This window comes from Nannocystis sp. (genome assembly GCF_016714285.1).
Lineage (GTDB): Bacteria > Myxococcota_A > Polyangia > Nannocystales > Nannocystaceae > Nannocystis.
On sequence record NZ_JADJNN010000005.1, the window covers coordinates 97497 to 112819 of the forward strand.

The following is a 15323-nucleotide window of genomic DNA, read 5'->3' on the forward strand; positions in this document are numbered from 1 at the left end:
CAAATGCCCCCAAATGCCCCCAAACGCCCCCAAACGCCTCACACGGCCCGTATGGCCCGCACGGCCGCCCTTCCCGGCCGCGCGCGCGGCGTGTTACGGTGTGCGCTCGCGCCCTTCTGGACCCGACAACCATGGACATCGCTGCTGCGGCCCCGCACACCTCCTCGCTGAAAGACCTGCCCGCTCCGCTGCCGCCGCCGGCCAGCGGCGAGCCCGCGGAGCTGAGCGCGTACCGCAAGTCGCCGGGCAGCGACGACGCGTTCTTGCGCGCGCGCCGGGCCCTGCGTGAGGCCGAGAACTGGTCGGCGCTGGCCGCTCTCCTGGTGCTCCACGCGGCCGCGATCAAGGACCCGGCGAAGGTCGGCGAGCTGTCCTTCCAGGCCTACGAGCTGTGGAACGACCGCGTGAAGGACCGCAACCAGGCCGCCCACGCGCTGGTGCGCGCGCTCCAGGCCCAGCCCGAGAACGTCCGCCCCTTCGACCTCCTGCGCAAGCTCTACGAGCAGCTCGGCGCGCACGCTGAATTGGCGACGCTGCTGCGCTGGCGCATCGAGCACCTGCGCCGGCACGACCGCGGCGCCGTGCCAGGCGCGCTGGTCGAGCTCGCCCTCCTCTACGAGCAGCAATTCTGCGACATCCACGAGGCTACCGCGCTGCTGCGCAAGGCGCTCGAGCTGAGCCCCGCCGACCGCAACGCCAGCGAGCAATTGATCCGCCTGCACCTCAGCGCCGGCGCGTGGCGCAAGGCCACCGACCTGATGAACGCCGAGCTGGCGCGCCTCGATCCGCAGAAGGACAAGGCCCGCTTCGCCGAGCTCCACCTCCGCCTCGCCCGCATCGAGGCCCAGCAGGTCGAGCGCATCCCCGCCGCCGCGCTCCACCTCCAGGCCGCGCTCAAGGCCGGACCCGACAACATCGCGGCGCTGCGGGCCTTCGGCGTGCTCTACCTGAGCTCCGGAAAGACCTCCGACGACGGCCTCGCCAAGGCCGCCGACGTGTTCTTCCGCGCCGCCAAGCTGGCCCGCGCCCAAAACGACGAGCGCCAGGCGCTCGGCCTGCTGCGCCGCACCCTCGCGCTCAAGCCCGACCACTTTGAGGCCGGCAACTCCCTCGCCGAGCTGCTCGCCGCCAAGGAGCGGTGGATGGAGCTCGACGAGCTCTACGCCGCCTGGCTCGGCTACGTCAGCGACGCCGACAGCTACGGCCTGTGGTTGCAGCGCGGCGAGCTGCTCGAGTCGCACCTGGCCCGCCGCGAGGAGGCCCGCGCCTGCTTCGCCGCGGCCAGCCGCTTCGAGCCGCCCGGCGGCGACGCCTGGCGCCGACTCGAGGCGCTGCTGCGCGACCTCAGCGACCACCACGGCTTCGTCGGCCTGGTCGAGCGCTGGCTCGAGGAGGAGCCCAGCGGCGCCCCGACCGACCGCCTGCTGGCGGCCGCGAAGGTCGCCCGCGAGGAGCTCGGCGACGAGGAGCGAGCCGCGGTCTTCTACTTCAAGGTGCTCGAGCGCGAGCCCTTCAATGCCGAGGCCTTCGAGGGCTACAAGGAGCACTGGCGGCGCAAGAACAACTGGTCGCACCTGGCCGAGCTGCTGCTCTACCAGATCGATCAAGCCCAGCAGGTCTCCGGCCCGCAGAGCCCGCTCGCCCGCCCCGAGTTCGCCGAGAACTTCGCCGAGCTCGCCGAGGTCTACGAGCGCCGCCTCGGCGACCTCGGCGGAGCGCTGGTCGCCTGGAACCGCCTCGCCACCGCCTACCCCGCGGACTGGCGCCCGCGCGAGCAGATCGCCCGCCTCGACAAGCGCGCCCGCATGCTCGACAACATGATCGTCGCCCAGGAGAACGAGCTGGTTCGCATCCACGAGCCCGCCCGTCGCTTCGAGGTCATGCGCCGCCTGACCCAGGCCCAGCGCGAGCGCATGACCGACCCGCAGCGCACGATCACCCTCTATCACGAGATGCTGGCCCTCGCCCCCGGCGACGCCACCACCCTCAAGGCGCTCGCCGAGATGTACGAGCGCACCGGCGCCTACGATCAAGTCATCGATCTGCTGCGTCGGCAACACGACGTCACCCGATCGGTCTCGCAGCGCGTGGTCCTGCTGCGGCGCATGGCCGAGATCTGGCAGAACGAGCTCCGCCAGCCCCGTGACGCCCTGTGGGCCTGCGAGCAGGTGCTCGGCTACTCGCAGGGCGACACCGAGGCGCTGCACCGCATGCAGAGCCTGTGCGCCGAGCTGGCCGAGGCCGCCGGCGAGTTCGACGCCCTCGCCCGCGAGCTCCAGATCGTCGGCGAGCCCGCGGCCCGCATCCGGGCCCTGCGGCGCATGGTCGACGTCGCCGAGCGCAAGCTGCAAGACCCGCAGCGCACCGCCCAGGCCTGCCACCAGCTGCTCGCCGCCGACCCCCACAACATGGAGGTGCTCGACAAGATGATCGGCGTCTACGAGGCGATCGGCCGCCACGAAGAACTGGCCAACCTCCTCGGCAAGGCCGCCGCCTCCGCCAAGACCCCGCCGGTGCGCCAGCTCGACTACCTCATGCGCCTGGGCAACCTCGCCGAGACCACCCTCGGCGACCACGACCTCGCGTGCTCCGCCTTCGAGCGCGTCCTGCGGATCCACCGCGACCACCGCGGCGCCGTCGAGGCCCTCACCCGCATCTACCGCGCGCTCGGCTCGTGGCACGGCCTCGCCGCCGCGCTCGGCAACCTGCAGGACATGGTCGACTCCGACGAGGAGGCGATCGCGATCGGCTGGGAGCGCTCCGAGGTGCTCGCCGACAAGCTCGACAACCCGGCCGCCGCCGTCCGCGTGCTCGAGGCGCTCGCCAGCGGCATCGCCATCGGCAACCGCGACGTCGCCACCCGCCTGCTCGAGCTCTACGAGCGCGCCGCCCAGCACGACAAGCTCATCCGCCACGCCGAGCTGCTGCTGCTCTCGTGCGAGGACATCGCCGAGCGCCGCGAGCTCTACGAGCTGATCGCCCGCGGCTGGCTGGTCCACTTCCAGGCCCAGGAGAAGGCGCTCGCCAGCTTCCACCGCTTCATGGCCGAGTCGCCCGACGACCCCGACGGCCTGCGCATCATGGGCGAGCTGCAGACCCTCACCGGCGACCACGCCGGCACCCTCGCTACCCTCGAGCGCCGCCTCGAGGTCAGCGAGGACCCGGCCGAGCAGGTCGTCACCCTCGAGCAGATGGCCGAGGTCTGCGAGCACGGCCTCGGCCACGCCAAGCGGGCCCTGCAGCTGCTCGGGCGCGCGCTGGGCATCGCCCCCGGCAGCCGCGAGCTCAAGGCCAAGATCGAGGCCTTCGCCGAGACCCACCGCATGTGGAAGGACCTGCTCGTCGTCTACGCCGAGCGCTTCACCGAGATGGGCGCCCGCGGCGACGCCCGCGGTCAGATCGAGATCTCGCTGAGCGCCAGCGCGGCCGCCGAGCAGCGCATCGGCGACGTCGAGCTCAGCTTCGCCTGGGCCAAGAAGGCCTACTTCGTCGCCCTCCGCTCCGGCCTCGACGCCGCCGCCGTGCTCGACCGCCTCGAGGGCATGGCCCAGAAGCACAGCCTGTGGGGCCAGATGCTCGAGGTCACCGAGCAGGAGCTCGCGCTGCAAGAGTCCAGCAAGTCGCCGAGCTACGGCGACTACGGCACCATCGCCCTGCTCCTCTCCGCCTCGGAGATCGCCCGCGAGCGCCTGCTCGACCCCCACCGCAGCCTCGGCTTCCTGCAACGCGCATACCGCCTGCGCCCCGACGACGAGGAGCTCGCGCGCCAGATCGAGGCCACCGCCGAGGTCAACAACCTCTGGCCCGCCCTCATCGAGCTCCACGAGTCCCGCCTCGCCCGCGCCCGCACCGGCCTGGCCCGCTTCGAGTCCTGCCACGCGATCGCCAAGGTCTACGAGCGCCAGCTCAATTCCCCGGAGAAGGCCTTCACCTGGCTGCGCCGCGCCTGGGACGAGCTCCGCGCCAAGGACCCCTCGCTCGCCGAGGAGGCGATGGACCTGCTGGTCCAGCTCGCCGAGCGCCACGGCCTGTGGGCCCAGCTCGCCGAGCACCACCGCATCGTCGCCGGCGCACGCGCGAGCAAGAACGACCCCCGCAGCGCGCTCGCCAGCCTCGTCGAGGCCGCCCGCATCGAGCACGAGAAGCGCGGCGACCTGCTCGCCGCCCTGCGCACGCTCAAGCAGGGCGTCAGCCACGACCCGACCACCAGCCTGCTGCCAAAGATCCGCGAGCTCGCTAGCACCCTCGACGAGCAGCGCGCCGAGGGCAGCCCCCGCGTCGGCGCCCTCGCCCTGCTCGCCGCCCTCCAGCAGTACGTCGGCGCCGCCGTCGACCCCAACGCCAAGATCAACCTGCTCAAGCAGCGCGCCGAGCTGCGCGAGAAGCAGCTCGGCGACGCCCAGGGCGCCATGGCCGAGTGGCTGCGCGTCCTCCAGCTCCACCCCGGCAGCGACGAGGCCCGCTTCGAGCTCGCCCGCCTCGCCGAGCGCGAGAACCTGTGGCACCTGGTCCTGCTCGTGCCCGCCTGGGAGCTGGCCCAAAAGCCAGGTAAGAAGGACCAGCTGCGCCTGCTCGGCCAGATCGCCGACCTCTACGAGCAGAACCTCGCCCGCCCCGAGTACGCCCTGCGCGCCCGCATCGCCGCCTGGCGCCTGAACGCCGCCAGCCCGGCCGACCTGCCACCACGCGCCCCGCTGCAGGCCAGCGCCCAGGCGGGCGCCCGCAACCTCGAGCTCGGCCCACAACACTCGCGCCTGTGGAAGCTCGCCGAGCTGGTCGGCAACTACGACGCCGCGCCGCCCGTGCGCGACCCGCTGCTGTGGCCGCAGCTCCAGCCCCCGGAGCTCGCCGACCAGAACCTCTGGCACAAGCTCGGCCTCCACCCGACCACCTTCGCGCCGCTGTCGGCCAGGCCCTCCGGCGACGCCAGCGACACCACCGAGCTGCCGCGCGAGCACAGCGGCGTGGTCGACCTCTCCGACGTCGAGGAGCTCGACGGCGCCCGCCTCACCGGTGAGATCCTCCTCGAGCCCAGCGAGCTCGCCGCCCTCCGCAAGCCCCGCGAACCCAGCGGCCTGGTCGACGCCTCCGACGTCGAGGAGATCGAGGAGCTCCGCCTCACCGGCGAGATCATCCTCGAACCCCACGAGCTCGCCGCCCTCCGCAAGCCCCGCGAACACACCGGGGTCGTCGACGCCTCCGACGTCGAGGAGCTCGACGACTTCGAGGAGGCCCGCCTCACCGGCGAGATCATCCTCGACCCCGCCGAGCTCGCCGCCCTCCGCAAGCCCCGCGAACACACCGGCGTCGTCGACATGGACGACATCGAGGAGGTCGAACCCCGCCGCGAACAGACCAACATCGTCGACCTCGGCGAGCTCATCGACGACGCCGACGACGACGACGACGAGCTGCTCAGCACCCGCCCCAAGCCCGCCCTGCCCCGCCCCCAGCCCGGCGCCAACAAGCCGACCCAGCCGCCCTCCAGGGGCCGTCCCGGCACCACCGGCAAGCTGACCCAAGCGACAGGTCCCAAGGGACATGGCGCGAGCGCCCCCGCGAAGCCGAGCAAGCCCGCCACCCCGGCCGCGCCACCGGCCCCCTCCGCGCTCTCGGCCGCCGCCGCCGAGGCCCAGCGCGCCCGCGTCGCCAGCGTCACCGCCGGCCTCCCCCAGCTCCCCGAGCTCAGCGGCCCCGCCCTCGCCTCCCGCCCCGCCGCCCAGTCCGGCTGGGACGAGCTCGCCCTCGCCTACGCCACCACCCCGGCCACCAGCAAGCCCGAGCGCGCCGCCGTGGCCGCTGCCCTCGCCCGCATGTGGGACGAGGGCGCCCACCAGCCCGAGCCCGCCCTCAACCACCTCGAGGAGGCCCTCGCGCTCACCCCCGACGACCTCGACCTGCGCGCCCGCCTCGAGGCCCTCGCCGCCCGTGAACAGCGCCAGGACCGCCTGATCGACGCCTACGGCCGCCTGCTCGGCGAGCTCACCGTCCCCGAGCACATCGTCGGCTACGGCCTGCGCCTCGCCGACCTGTACGAAAAGACAGGCCAGCTCGACCGCGCCGAGGAGCAGTACCAGGCGGTCGTCAGCGTCGCCCCGCGCGAGCGCGACGCCCTCCGCGCGCTCGCACGGATCCACGAGCGCAGCGGCCGTGATCGCGAGTTCGTCGACGCCAGCGCCCGCCTCCTCGATCTCGAGGCCCCCGAGCTCGACACCGACGCCCGCGTCGCCCGCACCCTCGCCCTCACCCACGACCTCGTCACCCGCGTCGACCGCCAGGTCGACGCCACCCGCCGCCTCGAAGCCCTCGCCCGCGAGCTCCCCCAGCACCCCCAGGTCCACGAGCGCCTCGCCGACCTGCTGGTCCGCCAGGGCCTGTGGAACCGCGCCGTCGAGGCCCTCAAGGCCGCCGCCACCAGCGTCCCCGACCCCGACTTCCAGCTGCGCGCCCTGGCCCGCGTCGCCGCCATCTCCGAGGAGCAGCTGGCCCAGGTCCCGCAGGCGATCGCCGCCTGGCAGGACATCGCCCGCCGCCGCCTGGGCGACCCCGAGGCCCTCGCCCAGCTCCAGCGCCTCTACCTCAAGACCGAGCAATACAGCCTGCTGCTCCCGATCGTCGACCAGCGCCTCGCCCGCGTCGGCGAGCACGACCGCGACAGCCGCATCGCCCTGCTCGTCGTCAAGGCCCGCGCCCTTCAGGAGGGCCTGGGCGACGAGGCCGCGGCCATGAGCACCCTCGAGACCCTCGCCGCCGAGGCCCCCGAGAACGACGACGTCCTGCTCGGCCTCAGCCGCCTCGTCCGCCGCCGCGGCCGCCTCGACGAGGGCCTCCAGCTGCTCCGCGCCCGCCTCGACGCCGCCGTCGCGGCGTCCACCAACCTGTCCGATGAGACAGGTACCTTCGACCCTGCCGGCGAGGACATGTACCCGGAGACAGCCGCCCCCGGCTTCGACCCGCTGCCCGTCGACCCCTTCGGACCGATCCCCCACACCCCCGGACAACCCGCCGACCCGCGCAGCCTCGCCGCCGCCCGCATCGTCAAGATCGCCAGCGCCTTCGCCGACGCGCTCGAGCACGAGGCCCACGAGCCCAGCTCCGCCCTCGCCGTCGTCGACGAGGCCCTCGCCACCATCCCCGACCTCCCCGCCACCGCCGCCGGCCGCTCCACCCTCGTCGCCCGCAAGGTCGCCCTCGCCCGCGCCCAGAACGACCCCGCCGCGCTCGTCGACGGCCTCGCCCTCCTCGGCCTCCCCGACGGCCTGCTCGAGGCCGCCACCCTCGCCCGCAGCAAGCTCGGCGACCCCGAGCTCGCCGCCCAGCTCTACACCCGGGTTCTGGCGATCCGCATCCCCGGCGACCCGCAGCAGGGCAAGCGCCTGTCCGCGGCGATCGAGGGCCTGGTCCGCCTGCGCATCGAGGCCGGCGACATCGACGGCGCCGACGCGCTGATGGACGCCCAGCTCGCCGAACTCGCCGACACCGAGCTGCGCGCCCGCATCCTCACGGAGATCGGCCGCACCCTGCTCGCCAGCAGCGAGCTCGCGCCCACCCGCAGCCCCGAGCCCAGCGAAGCCACCGCCGAGCCGACCACCACCTTCGACGTCAGCGAACCCACCACCACCTTCGACGCCACCGACGCCCCGGAGCCCACGACGACCTTCGACGTCACCGACGCCCCCGAGCCAACCACCACCTTCGACGTCACCGACGCCCCCGAGCCAACCACCACCTTCGACACCAACGTGGTCCGTCCGACGCCCGACGATCCCGAGACCAGGCCCGAGACCAGGCCCGAGACCGAGGCCGAGGTCGAGGAGTTCGCCGACGCCGAGGCGATCGACGACGACGACGAGCCCGCCACGCTCCTGCCCGCCGCGCCCCGCCGACCACCACCCGCTCGCCCCGCCCCGCCCGCGCGCCCCGAGCTCTCGAGCGTCACCGCCGTCCGCAGCCCGGACGTCACCGCCGTCCGCCGCCCGGACGTCACCACCGTCCGCCGCCCCGAGCCCGCCACCACCGTCCGCGGCGCGCCCCAGGGCCCGCGCCAGGACCCGCGCACAGCCACCCTGCAGGCCGCCCGCCGCCGCTTCGAGGCCGCCCTCGCCGCCGACCCCGACTACGCCCCCGCCCGCCTGTCCCTCGGGACAGTCCTGTTCGAGCTCGGCCAGCTCGCCGAGGCCGAGCCCGTGCTCGAGGGCGTCGTCGAGGCCTTCGGGCTGCTGCGCGACCAGGAGAACCTGGTCGGCGGCCTGGTCCTGCTCGCCCGCCTGTTCGAACAAACGGACCGCAGCGCCGAGGCCTACCGCCGCCTGTCGATGGCCCTCCGCCACGACCCCGACAACCTCGAGATCCGCGCCGCGATGGCCCGCAACCGCCACGCCGCCGGTCGCTGGCGCGACACCCTCGCCGCGATCGACCCGATCGAGCAGCGCCTCGCCAGCGGCCTCGAGCTGAGCCCCGCCCAGGCCGAGCTCGTCAGCGACCTGCTGCTCCTCGCCGCCGAGTGCGACATCCAGCTCAAGCAGACCGAGCGCCTCGCCGCCCGCTACGAGCGCGCCGCGGCCCTGCACCCCCGCGGTCGCAAGGCCCGGGCCGCCCTCGCCGCCCTGTGTCAGGAGAGCGGCCGCCTCGCCGAGGCCGCCGAACACACCCGCGCCCTCGCCGAGCTCGGCGACGACCCGATCGAGAAGGGCCGCACCCTCCTGCGCGCCGGCATGCTGTTCCACGAGGCCGCCGGCGCGGCCGCTGGCGCCGGCGACAGCGACACCAGCGACGAGACCGAGACCGGCGTCGGCCAGGCCCTGCGCACCGCCGCCTTCGAGTGCGTCCAGGCCGGCGTCGCCCTCATCGCCGACCAGCCCGCCCCCGTCCTCGACCGCCAGCAGCTCGAGGCCGCCTTCTGGACCGCCGCCCCGCGCCACACCGGCATCGCCCTCGCCTGCCTCAAGCGCCTGCTCCTCCACCCCGACCTCAAGTCCACCAGCCGCCAGGCGATCGTCATCGAGGGCTCGCGCATCGCCCTCCAGCGCGGCGAGCCCGGCGACGCCGAGCGAGCCCTCGCCCTCGCCAAGATCGCCGTCGAGACCACCCCCGAGGCCGCCGCCAGCGTCCACGCCGTCTTCGACGTCCTCGCCAGCGAGCCCGAGCGCCTGCCCGAGATCGAGACCGTCGTGCTCGGCTTCTTCAACCGCGTCGGCCGCACCCGCGCCCCCAACCCCGGCGAGGGCCTGGCCCGCCAGCGCCTCCTAACCCGCCTCGCCGTGCTCGAGCGCGACCGCCCCGACCACGCGATCCGCCTGCTCGAACGCGCCGCCGAGCTCGACCCCCAGTCCCTCGACCTCGCCTCCCGCCGCCAGCTCGCGCAGCTCTACGAGGCCGCCGCGATCGAGGGCCCGCCGGTCCACGTCAACGACGAGGCCCTCCTCGTCCTCGACCCCCTCGACGAGCGCAGCCTCGCCAGCGTCGCCCGCCGCTGCGTCGAACAGGGCGAGAGGGACCGCGCCCACGCCCTCTACCAGGTCCTGCGACTGATCTCCCCCCAGCACCCCGACGCCGCCGCCTTCCTCGGCAAGAACGACCTCCAGCAGGTCAGCAACGGCAAGCTCGACGTGAACAGCGTCATCGACAAGCCGCCCGCCGGTGGCGGCGTGATCGCGGCCATGACCCAATTGTGGGAGGGCGCCGCCGAGCTCATCTGCGACGAGCTCCCGAAGCAGGACATCTCCGCCGCCGCCTGGATCGAGGCCGACAGCGACAAGGACACCCTGCTGTGGAAGGTCTGGACCGAGCTCGGCCACCAGCTCTCGACCCAGGGCATCCGCCTCGCCGACGCCGACATGATCCCCGGCATCGAGGTCGGCGACGGCTGGACGCAGGTCCGCGCCGCCCACCCGCCGATCATCGTCGTCGGCCCCGCCGCCCGCTCCGCCGAGCTCGCCCCCCGCCTGCGCTTTGTCCTCGGCCGGGCCCTCTTCGGCTCCCGCCCGGCCTCCGCGCCGATCCTCGGCCTCTCGCGCCAGCACAGCGCCGCCGTCCTGTCCGCCGCCCTCCAGGCCTTCCACCCCCGTCACACCCGCCGCACCCGCGTCCGCGACGACGCCGACCTCGCCACCCGCCTCGCCCAGACCTTCGCCCGCAAGCTCCCCATCCGCCTCGCCCGCCAGCTCAGCGCCCTGTTCAAGGAGCACGAGCTCGAGGGCTTCGACAGCCGTGACTGGCGCGCCTGGGCCCACCGCAGCGGCCAGCGCGTCGGCCTCTCCCTCGCCCGCAACTTGGGCGTCGCCCTCGACATCCTCTCCCTCCCACAGGACCCCAACGACCGCGCCCACGCCCTCAAGACCCGCACCGCCGACGACCCCGACCTCCGCGACCTCGTCGTGTTCGCCACCAGCCCCGCCTTCGCCGCCGCCCGCAAGGCCCTGGGCTTCGAGGTCCGCGGCCGCTGAAGGCCGGGCAATGAATTGGCGAGTCCCTTCGGACCTGTCCGAAGAGACATCCCATATTCACCGCGTGGCGCCACGCGTTCGACCGATTCACTCGATACGTCGATGCGCAATGCGAGCAACAGCGCTCGCCCGCGACCCTACGTGCCGCCTCCAGTGGAGTCGACCACCTGGATGTCGTTCGGCCCCGTCCCGGCATCGATCCCCAGCGCCACCAGCGTGTCGTCACACAGCTGCGCGCTCATGCCTTGCCCGTCGCAGCTCAGGCACACGTTGCCCGGCTCGACCGTACAACCTGGCACCGCGCTCAACCCCGCGCGACCTACTCCGCCGATCCATCGATGCGCACACCGCAACTCGCGCAATATTCGGACAACGCCTCGAGCCGCGTCTTGCAGCCGCCGCAACGGCGCTCGAGGTCCCGCGCGAGCGCCCCTCCGCAGTGCGAGCAGAAGCGCTTGCCCGCGACACACGACGCCTTGCATTGCGTGCACTCGACCCGCGGCGCCAGGGTCCGCCCGCGGTGGATCGACGCCCGGTTCGCGCGCATCAGCAGCGTCACGAACCCCGCCCCCGCCGCGATGAAGACCAACACGGCCAGTGGGGCCTGGTCGATGAAGAGGAACACATCGAACAGCCCGTGCGCCATGATCGCCGCGATGACGCCCAGCGTCGCATAACCGCGGACCCGATCGCCGGCCAACCGGGCCCGCCGGTCCGCGCCGAGCCCGTAGCCCCATAGCGCCGAGAAGAACACGTGTCCCAGCGTCGAGAACAGCGCCCGCCCGACGATCACCTCGGGCCCGACCTCGAGCATGTACTTGACGTTCTCGATCGACGCGAAGCCGAGCGCCACCGCCGACGCGTAGATCATCCCGCGCAACGGCTCATCAAAATACGGTGAGTCGAACAGGCTCAGGCGCACGACCACGAATTTGCCGAACTCCTCGACCAGCCCCGCGACCACGAACGCGAGGAAGGCCGCCTCGCCCAGCGACATGCGCGCGCCGACCCCCCGCGCGCCCGCGCCTTGCACGATCATCTCGACCACGACCACCGGAATCGCCACCGCCACACCCAGCAGGAAGGTGCGGATCACCAGCGCCGCCGGGTCCGGCCGCTGGCGGTTGCTGCGACCGATCATCCACAGCCAGAAGAAGCCGGGCGCAAAACCGAGGGCGAGCACTTGCAGCGGATCCACGGCCTCACTCCGGCTTCAGGTAGACCACGCGGGTGTCGCAGAGATAATCGTGCCACCCGCGCTTCGACGGCGACAGCGCGACCCAGAGATAGCCGAGGCACAGCGGAAGCGCCGACACGAAGCCGGCGAGGCTGCGACCCAGCGCGAGGCCGTACGGCACCTTCCCGCCGTCGCTGTGCCGCACGATCCGCAGGCCGAGCACCAGCTTGCCCACCGTGCCACCCCACGCCCCGACCATGATCATCGCATAGAGCGAGGTGAGGGCGATGTCGAGTGTAAACTCCGGGAGCGCCAGAAGCAGCGCGTCGACCGGCGCCATCCGCTCGAAGTCCACATCCGGAAAGCCGAGCCGGTCCGCGAGGAGAAGCTGCAATCCGAACATCAAGATCCCGTCGATCAGCGACGCGACCACCCGGATCCAGAACCCCGCCGGACCGCCGAATAACGGCACCGTGCTGGTCGCCGGCAGCCCGACCCCACAGTCCGCGCAAAACGCCGCCGCCGCCGCGTTGAAGCGATGACAGCCCGGACATATCTTGCGCCCGCGCGTCGCCGACTCGCCCGCCCCCGGCATCGAGGCGCCGGCCGCCACCGGTGGCTGCGCGTGCGCAGGGCCTGGCGCCGCCCCGAAGTCGCGCACCGCCGCGGGCTCCGCGACCGGAACCATCGCCGCTGCCTCTCCGCTCGGTCGCGGGGCCTGAGCTTCGACGGCGGTGATACTGGTGCCGCAACGATTACAGAAGCGAGCGATCTCCGGATTGAGCCCGCCGCATTTTGGACACTTGATCCGACTCGAGGCCGGCGACGCATTCATCGCGCCACTCTAGCGGGGGGGCCCACAATCGACAACTGCGCGGCCGTTCCCGGAAGCCCACAGGAACACCGTTTATCTGGTTTCACCTCACTCCGGCCCGCACACCTGCGCGCTCATGCCTTGCCCGTCGCAGCTCAGGCACACATTCCCCGGCTCGACCGTGCAGCCCGGCACCGCCGTCAGGCCCGCGCAGCTCGAGCTGCTGACCACCGGCCCGCAGCCGCCCCCGCCGCACGGATCGCCGTCGAAGAACAGGCTGCTGATCGCGTACGAGCGGGCCGCCTGCCCGACGTAGGCCTGGCCCACCTCGCTGTCGATCCCCTGCAAGATCGTGATCAGCTTGAACGGCTGCTGCCCGCTCGCAGCCGCCAGCGCGCAGGCCTGCGCCGCCTGCCACGCCTCGACCGTGTCGTTCCACGGGTCGACCAGGCCGCAGTCCTCGAAGGCCCCGAGCTGCCCCGCCAGCGTGCAGGCCTCGTGCTCGAGCGAGCACAGCACCTCGCCCGTCGTCCCCGTCGCCTCGCTCGCGCCGCTCGTCGCCTCACTCGTGCTGCTCGCCGCGCTGGTCCCCGTCGCGCTCGCGCTGCCAGAACCACTCGTCGCGTCCTCGCCGGTCGTCGGCGCACCGCCCCCGGTCTCGCTCGCCGAGTCGCTCCCGCTCGTGCTCGCCGACCCCGTGCTGTCCCCCGGCGTGCTCCCGCACGCCAGCAGCCCGCCGCAGACGACGCCCCATGAAATTGTCCGCACCCTCTGAATCGTAAACAAAGCCATGCCCGAGCATACCCGTCCGCGTCGCCGCCGTGCTCGCGAGTCGATCACCCGGCCCGACGCAGCGCCGCGACCACCCGCCACCCCGCCACCCCCCCGACCACCCCAACCACCACGAAACAAGCCAGCAGCCCCGGGTGCCCGAGCCGCGCCAGCAGCACCGCCCCGACCGCCAGCACATCCAGCTTGATCGCGAAGAACCCGACGATCGGGCTCGCCCACGCCTCCCAGTGCGACACCGGCATCACCCCGCGCGACCCGACCCGCGGGTCCGCGACCAGCAGCCACATCCACTCGAAGATCGAGTGCAGCGCCAGGTGCAGCGACAGCAGCGTGCCGAGCCCGAGCCCGCCCCAGAAAGCCCCGCGTCGCCACGGCCGCCAGCCCGGCAGGCGCTCGATCGTCGCGGCGAAGCCCAGCATCGCCAGCGGGATCACCGGCACCAGATGCCGCGGCCCCACGCCCCACCCGCCGAACCAGTCGCTGCGCGTCGAGATCGCCAGCCAGCGCAGCCCGATCGTCGCGACCGCGAACCAGAACGCCGCCGGCGCCCGCCGCCGCAGCGCACCCCACCCAAACAGCCCCAGCAGCAGCGCCGGCGAGTACAGCAGCAGCGAGCGCCCCGGCGCCACCAGCTGCGCCCAGAGCCCCTCCCACGGCGCAACGAACTCGCTGTAGTACCCGAAGCGCCCGGTCTCCAGCGCGTCCCCGAAGCGCAGGTACTGCCCGAGCAGCAACAACCCTGCCCCCAGCGAAAACAACAGCGCCGCCCCCACGAGCCCGCGTCGTCGCCACCCGCCCGTCAGCACCGCATGTCCCAGGAGACAGGGCGCAAAGACCAGGTTGAGCGCGTGCACGTGCAGCGAGAAGCCCGCGATCGCCCCGCCCAGCCACAACCAGCGCCGCCCACCCGACTGCCAGCGCGTCACACAGTACGCCGCGCCCACCAGGCACAGCCCGCTCAGCGGCTCGCTCAGGAAGGTCCGGCTGTACGCCCACGCCGAGGTCGCGAACGCGTAGGCCAGCCCGGTCCACAGCGCCGTGCGCCCCGCGAAGCCGAGCGCCGCCAGCCACAGCGTCAGCAGCCACGCCGTCGCCGCCGTCACCAGGCAGTTGGTGAGGCTCACCACCAGCCGCGTCCAGTCACCCCGCGGCTCGCGACGATGAAACACGAAGTGGTCCGACCGCACCGCGTGGGCCCAGGTCGCCGGCACCACCCCGGCCGTCGCGCTCGCCAGGCCGTAGGCCGGCAGCGCAACCAGCGAGAGCCCGTGCCCGAAGAAGCCGTAGCGCTGCCCCTGCGGCCCCGCCGACCACCCGAAGGTCCCGGTGGGTCGGTCCCGCGGCTCGCCCGTGCGCCGTGGGATCCCCGGGATGTCCAGGTCACCGTCGTCCCACAGGCTCGCCGCCGTCTGGAAAACGATCTCGTCGTCCGGGAACTCGATCCTCCCCGGCGCGGTCCACAGATAAACAGCAGCGGCGAGGACGCCCAGCGCCCTCGCCCCGTGTACGCGCTCCGTCGTCGCCACGCGTCGCTTTGGGCGCTCAGCCCGAGGTGCCGCCGCCACCCTCACACAGCTGCGTGTCGAAGGTGCAGGTCACCGGGTCACACTGCAGCGTGCCGCCCGCGTTGCCGAGCGCCTCACAGGTGAACCCGTTGAGGTTCTGCCCGTCGCACTGCTCGTTGCCGTCGATCGCCCCGTTGCCGCACATCGCCCCGTTGGTCGGGTCGGTCGTCTGGTTGGTCGGGTCGCTGCTCGACGAGTCCGGGCCCGTGGTCTCGGGCACCCCAGACGTCGACGCCGCCGCCGTCGTCTCCGCCGAGCTGCTCGACTCGCCGTTCGAGTTCGAGTTCGTACCCGCGGTCGTCGGCGAGTCCGTCGTCTCCGCCGAGGTGCTCGCGCCCGACGTGCCCCCGCTGCTCGCACTACCCGCCGACTGCGATCCCCCCGAGAGCCCGGTCCCGCCCATCTCGTCGTCGCCACACGCGACGCCCAGTAGGCCCATCGTCGCAACGAGTGCACTTACACGGAGAAGGCTCAGAGAGGTCATGTCGCCCTTTTCCCCCCGCAGGCCAAACCGGTCAAGCAAAAAGCCG

7 protein-coding genes are annotated in these 15323 nt (G+C 73.0%); 1 reads left to right on the forward strand and 6 read right to left on the reverse strand.

All coding sequences use genetic code 11. From position 1 onward, the window contains the following. Window positions 1–131 precede the first annotated feature (131 nt). Window positions 132–10445, forward strand: a complete 10314-nt coding sequence (locus IPJ59_RS13785) for a tetratricopeptide repeat protein (RefSeq protein ID WP_293272043.1) — start codon at window positions 132–134, stop codon at window positions 10443–10445. A gap of 137 nt (window positions 10446–10582) precedes the next feature. On the opposite strand, the gene IPJ59_RS13790 is transcribed toward IPJ59_RS13785, so the two are convergent. The 6 genes from IPJ59_RS13790 to IPJ59_RS13815 form a co-directional block, all read right to left on the reverse strand. Beyond that, complete coding sequence (locus tag IPJ59_RS13790) at window positions 10583–10753, reverse strand: hypothetical protein (protein WP_293263287.1); 171 nt, start codon at window positions 10751–10753, stop codon at window positions 10583–10585. Window positions 10754–10764: 11 nt separating this feature from the next. Next, complete coding sequence (locus IPJ59_RS13795; RefSeq protein WP_293263285.1) at window positions 10765–11643, reverse strand: PrsW family glutamic-type intramembrane protease; 879 nt, start codon at window positions 11641–11643, stop codon at window positions 10765–10767. A 4-nt stretch (window positions 11644–11647) separates the two neighbouring features. Further along, the gene (locus tag IPJ59_RS13800) at window positions 11648–12457 is read right to left on the reverse strand and encodes an RDD family protein (RefSeq protein ID WP_293263283.1); all 810 of its coding nucleotides are present in this window, start codon (window positions 12455–12457) and stop codon (window positions 11648–11650) included. An 87-nt stretch (window positions 12458–12544) separates the two neighbouring features. Next, the gene (locus tag IPJ59_RS13805; RefSeq protein WP_293263281.1) at window positions 12545–13204 is read right to left on the reverse strand and encodes a hypothetical protein; all 660 of its coding nucleotides are present in this window, start codon (window positions 13202–13204) and stop codon (window positions 12545–12547) included. 68 nt (window positions 13205–13272) lie between these two features. Continuing rightward, window positions 13273–14754 carry a hypothetical protein gene (locus IPJ59_RS13810; protein ID WP_293272045.1) on the reverse strand — a complete coding sequence of 494 codons (1482 nt, stop codon included), beginning with the start codon at window positions 14752–14754 and terminating at the stop codon, window positions 13273–13275. Window positions 14755–14770: 16 nt separating this feature from the next. Further along, complete coding sequence (locus tag IPJ59_RS13815) at window positions 14771–15232, reverse strand: hypothetical protein (protein WP_293263277.1); 462 nt, start codon at window positions 15230–15232, stop codon at window positions 14771–14773. Window positions 15233–15323: the final 91 nt, after the last annotated feature.

What these genes read in the sequence shown, in the direction of transcription:
- IPJ59_RS13785 (WP_293272043.1), top strand. Translation starts at nt 132, where the DNA reads ATGGACATCGCTGCTGCGGCCCCGCACACCTCCTCGCTGAAAGACCTG.
- IPJ59_RS13800 (WP_293263283.1), bottom strand. Translation starts at nt 12,457, where the DNA reads ATGAATGCGTCGCCGGCCTCGAGTCGGATCAAGTGTCCAAAATGCGGC.
- IPJ59_RS13815 (WP_293263277.1), bottom strand. Translation starts at nt 15,232, where the DNA reads ATGGGCCTACTGGGCGTCGCGTGTGGCGACGACGAGATGGGCGGGACC.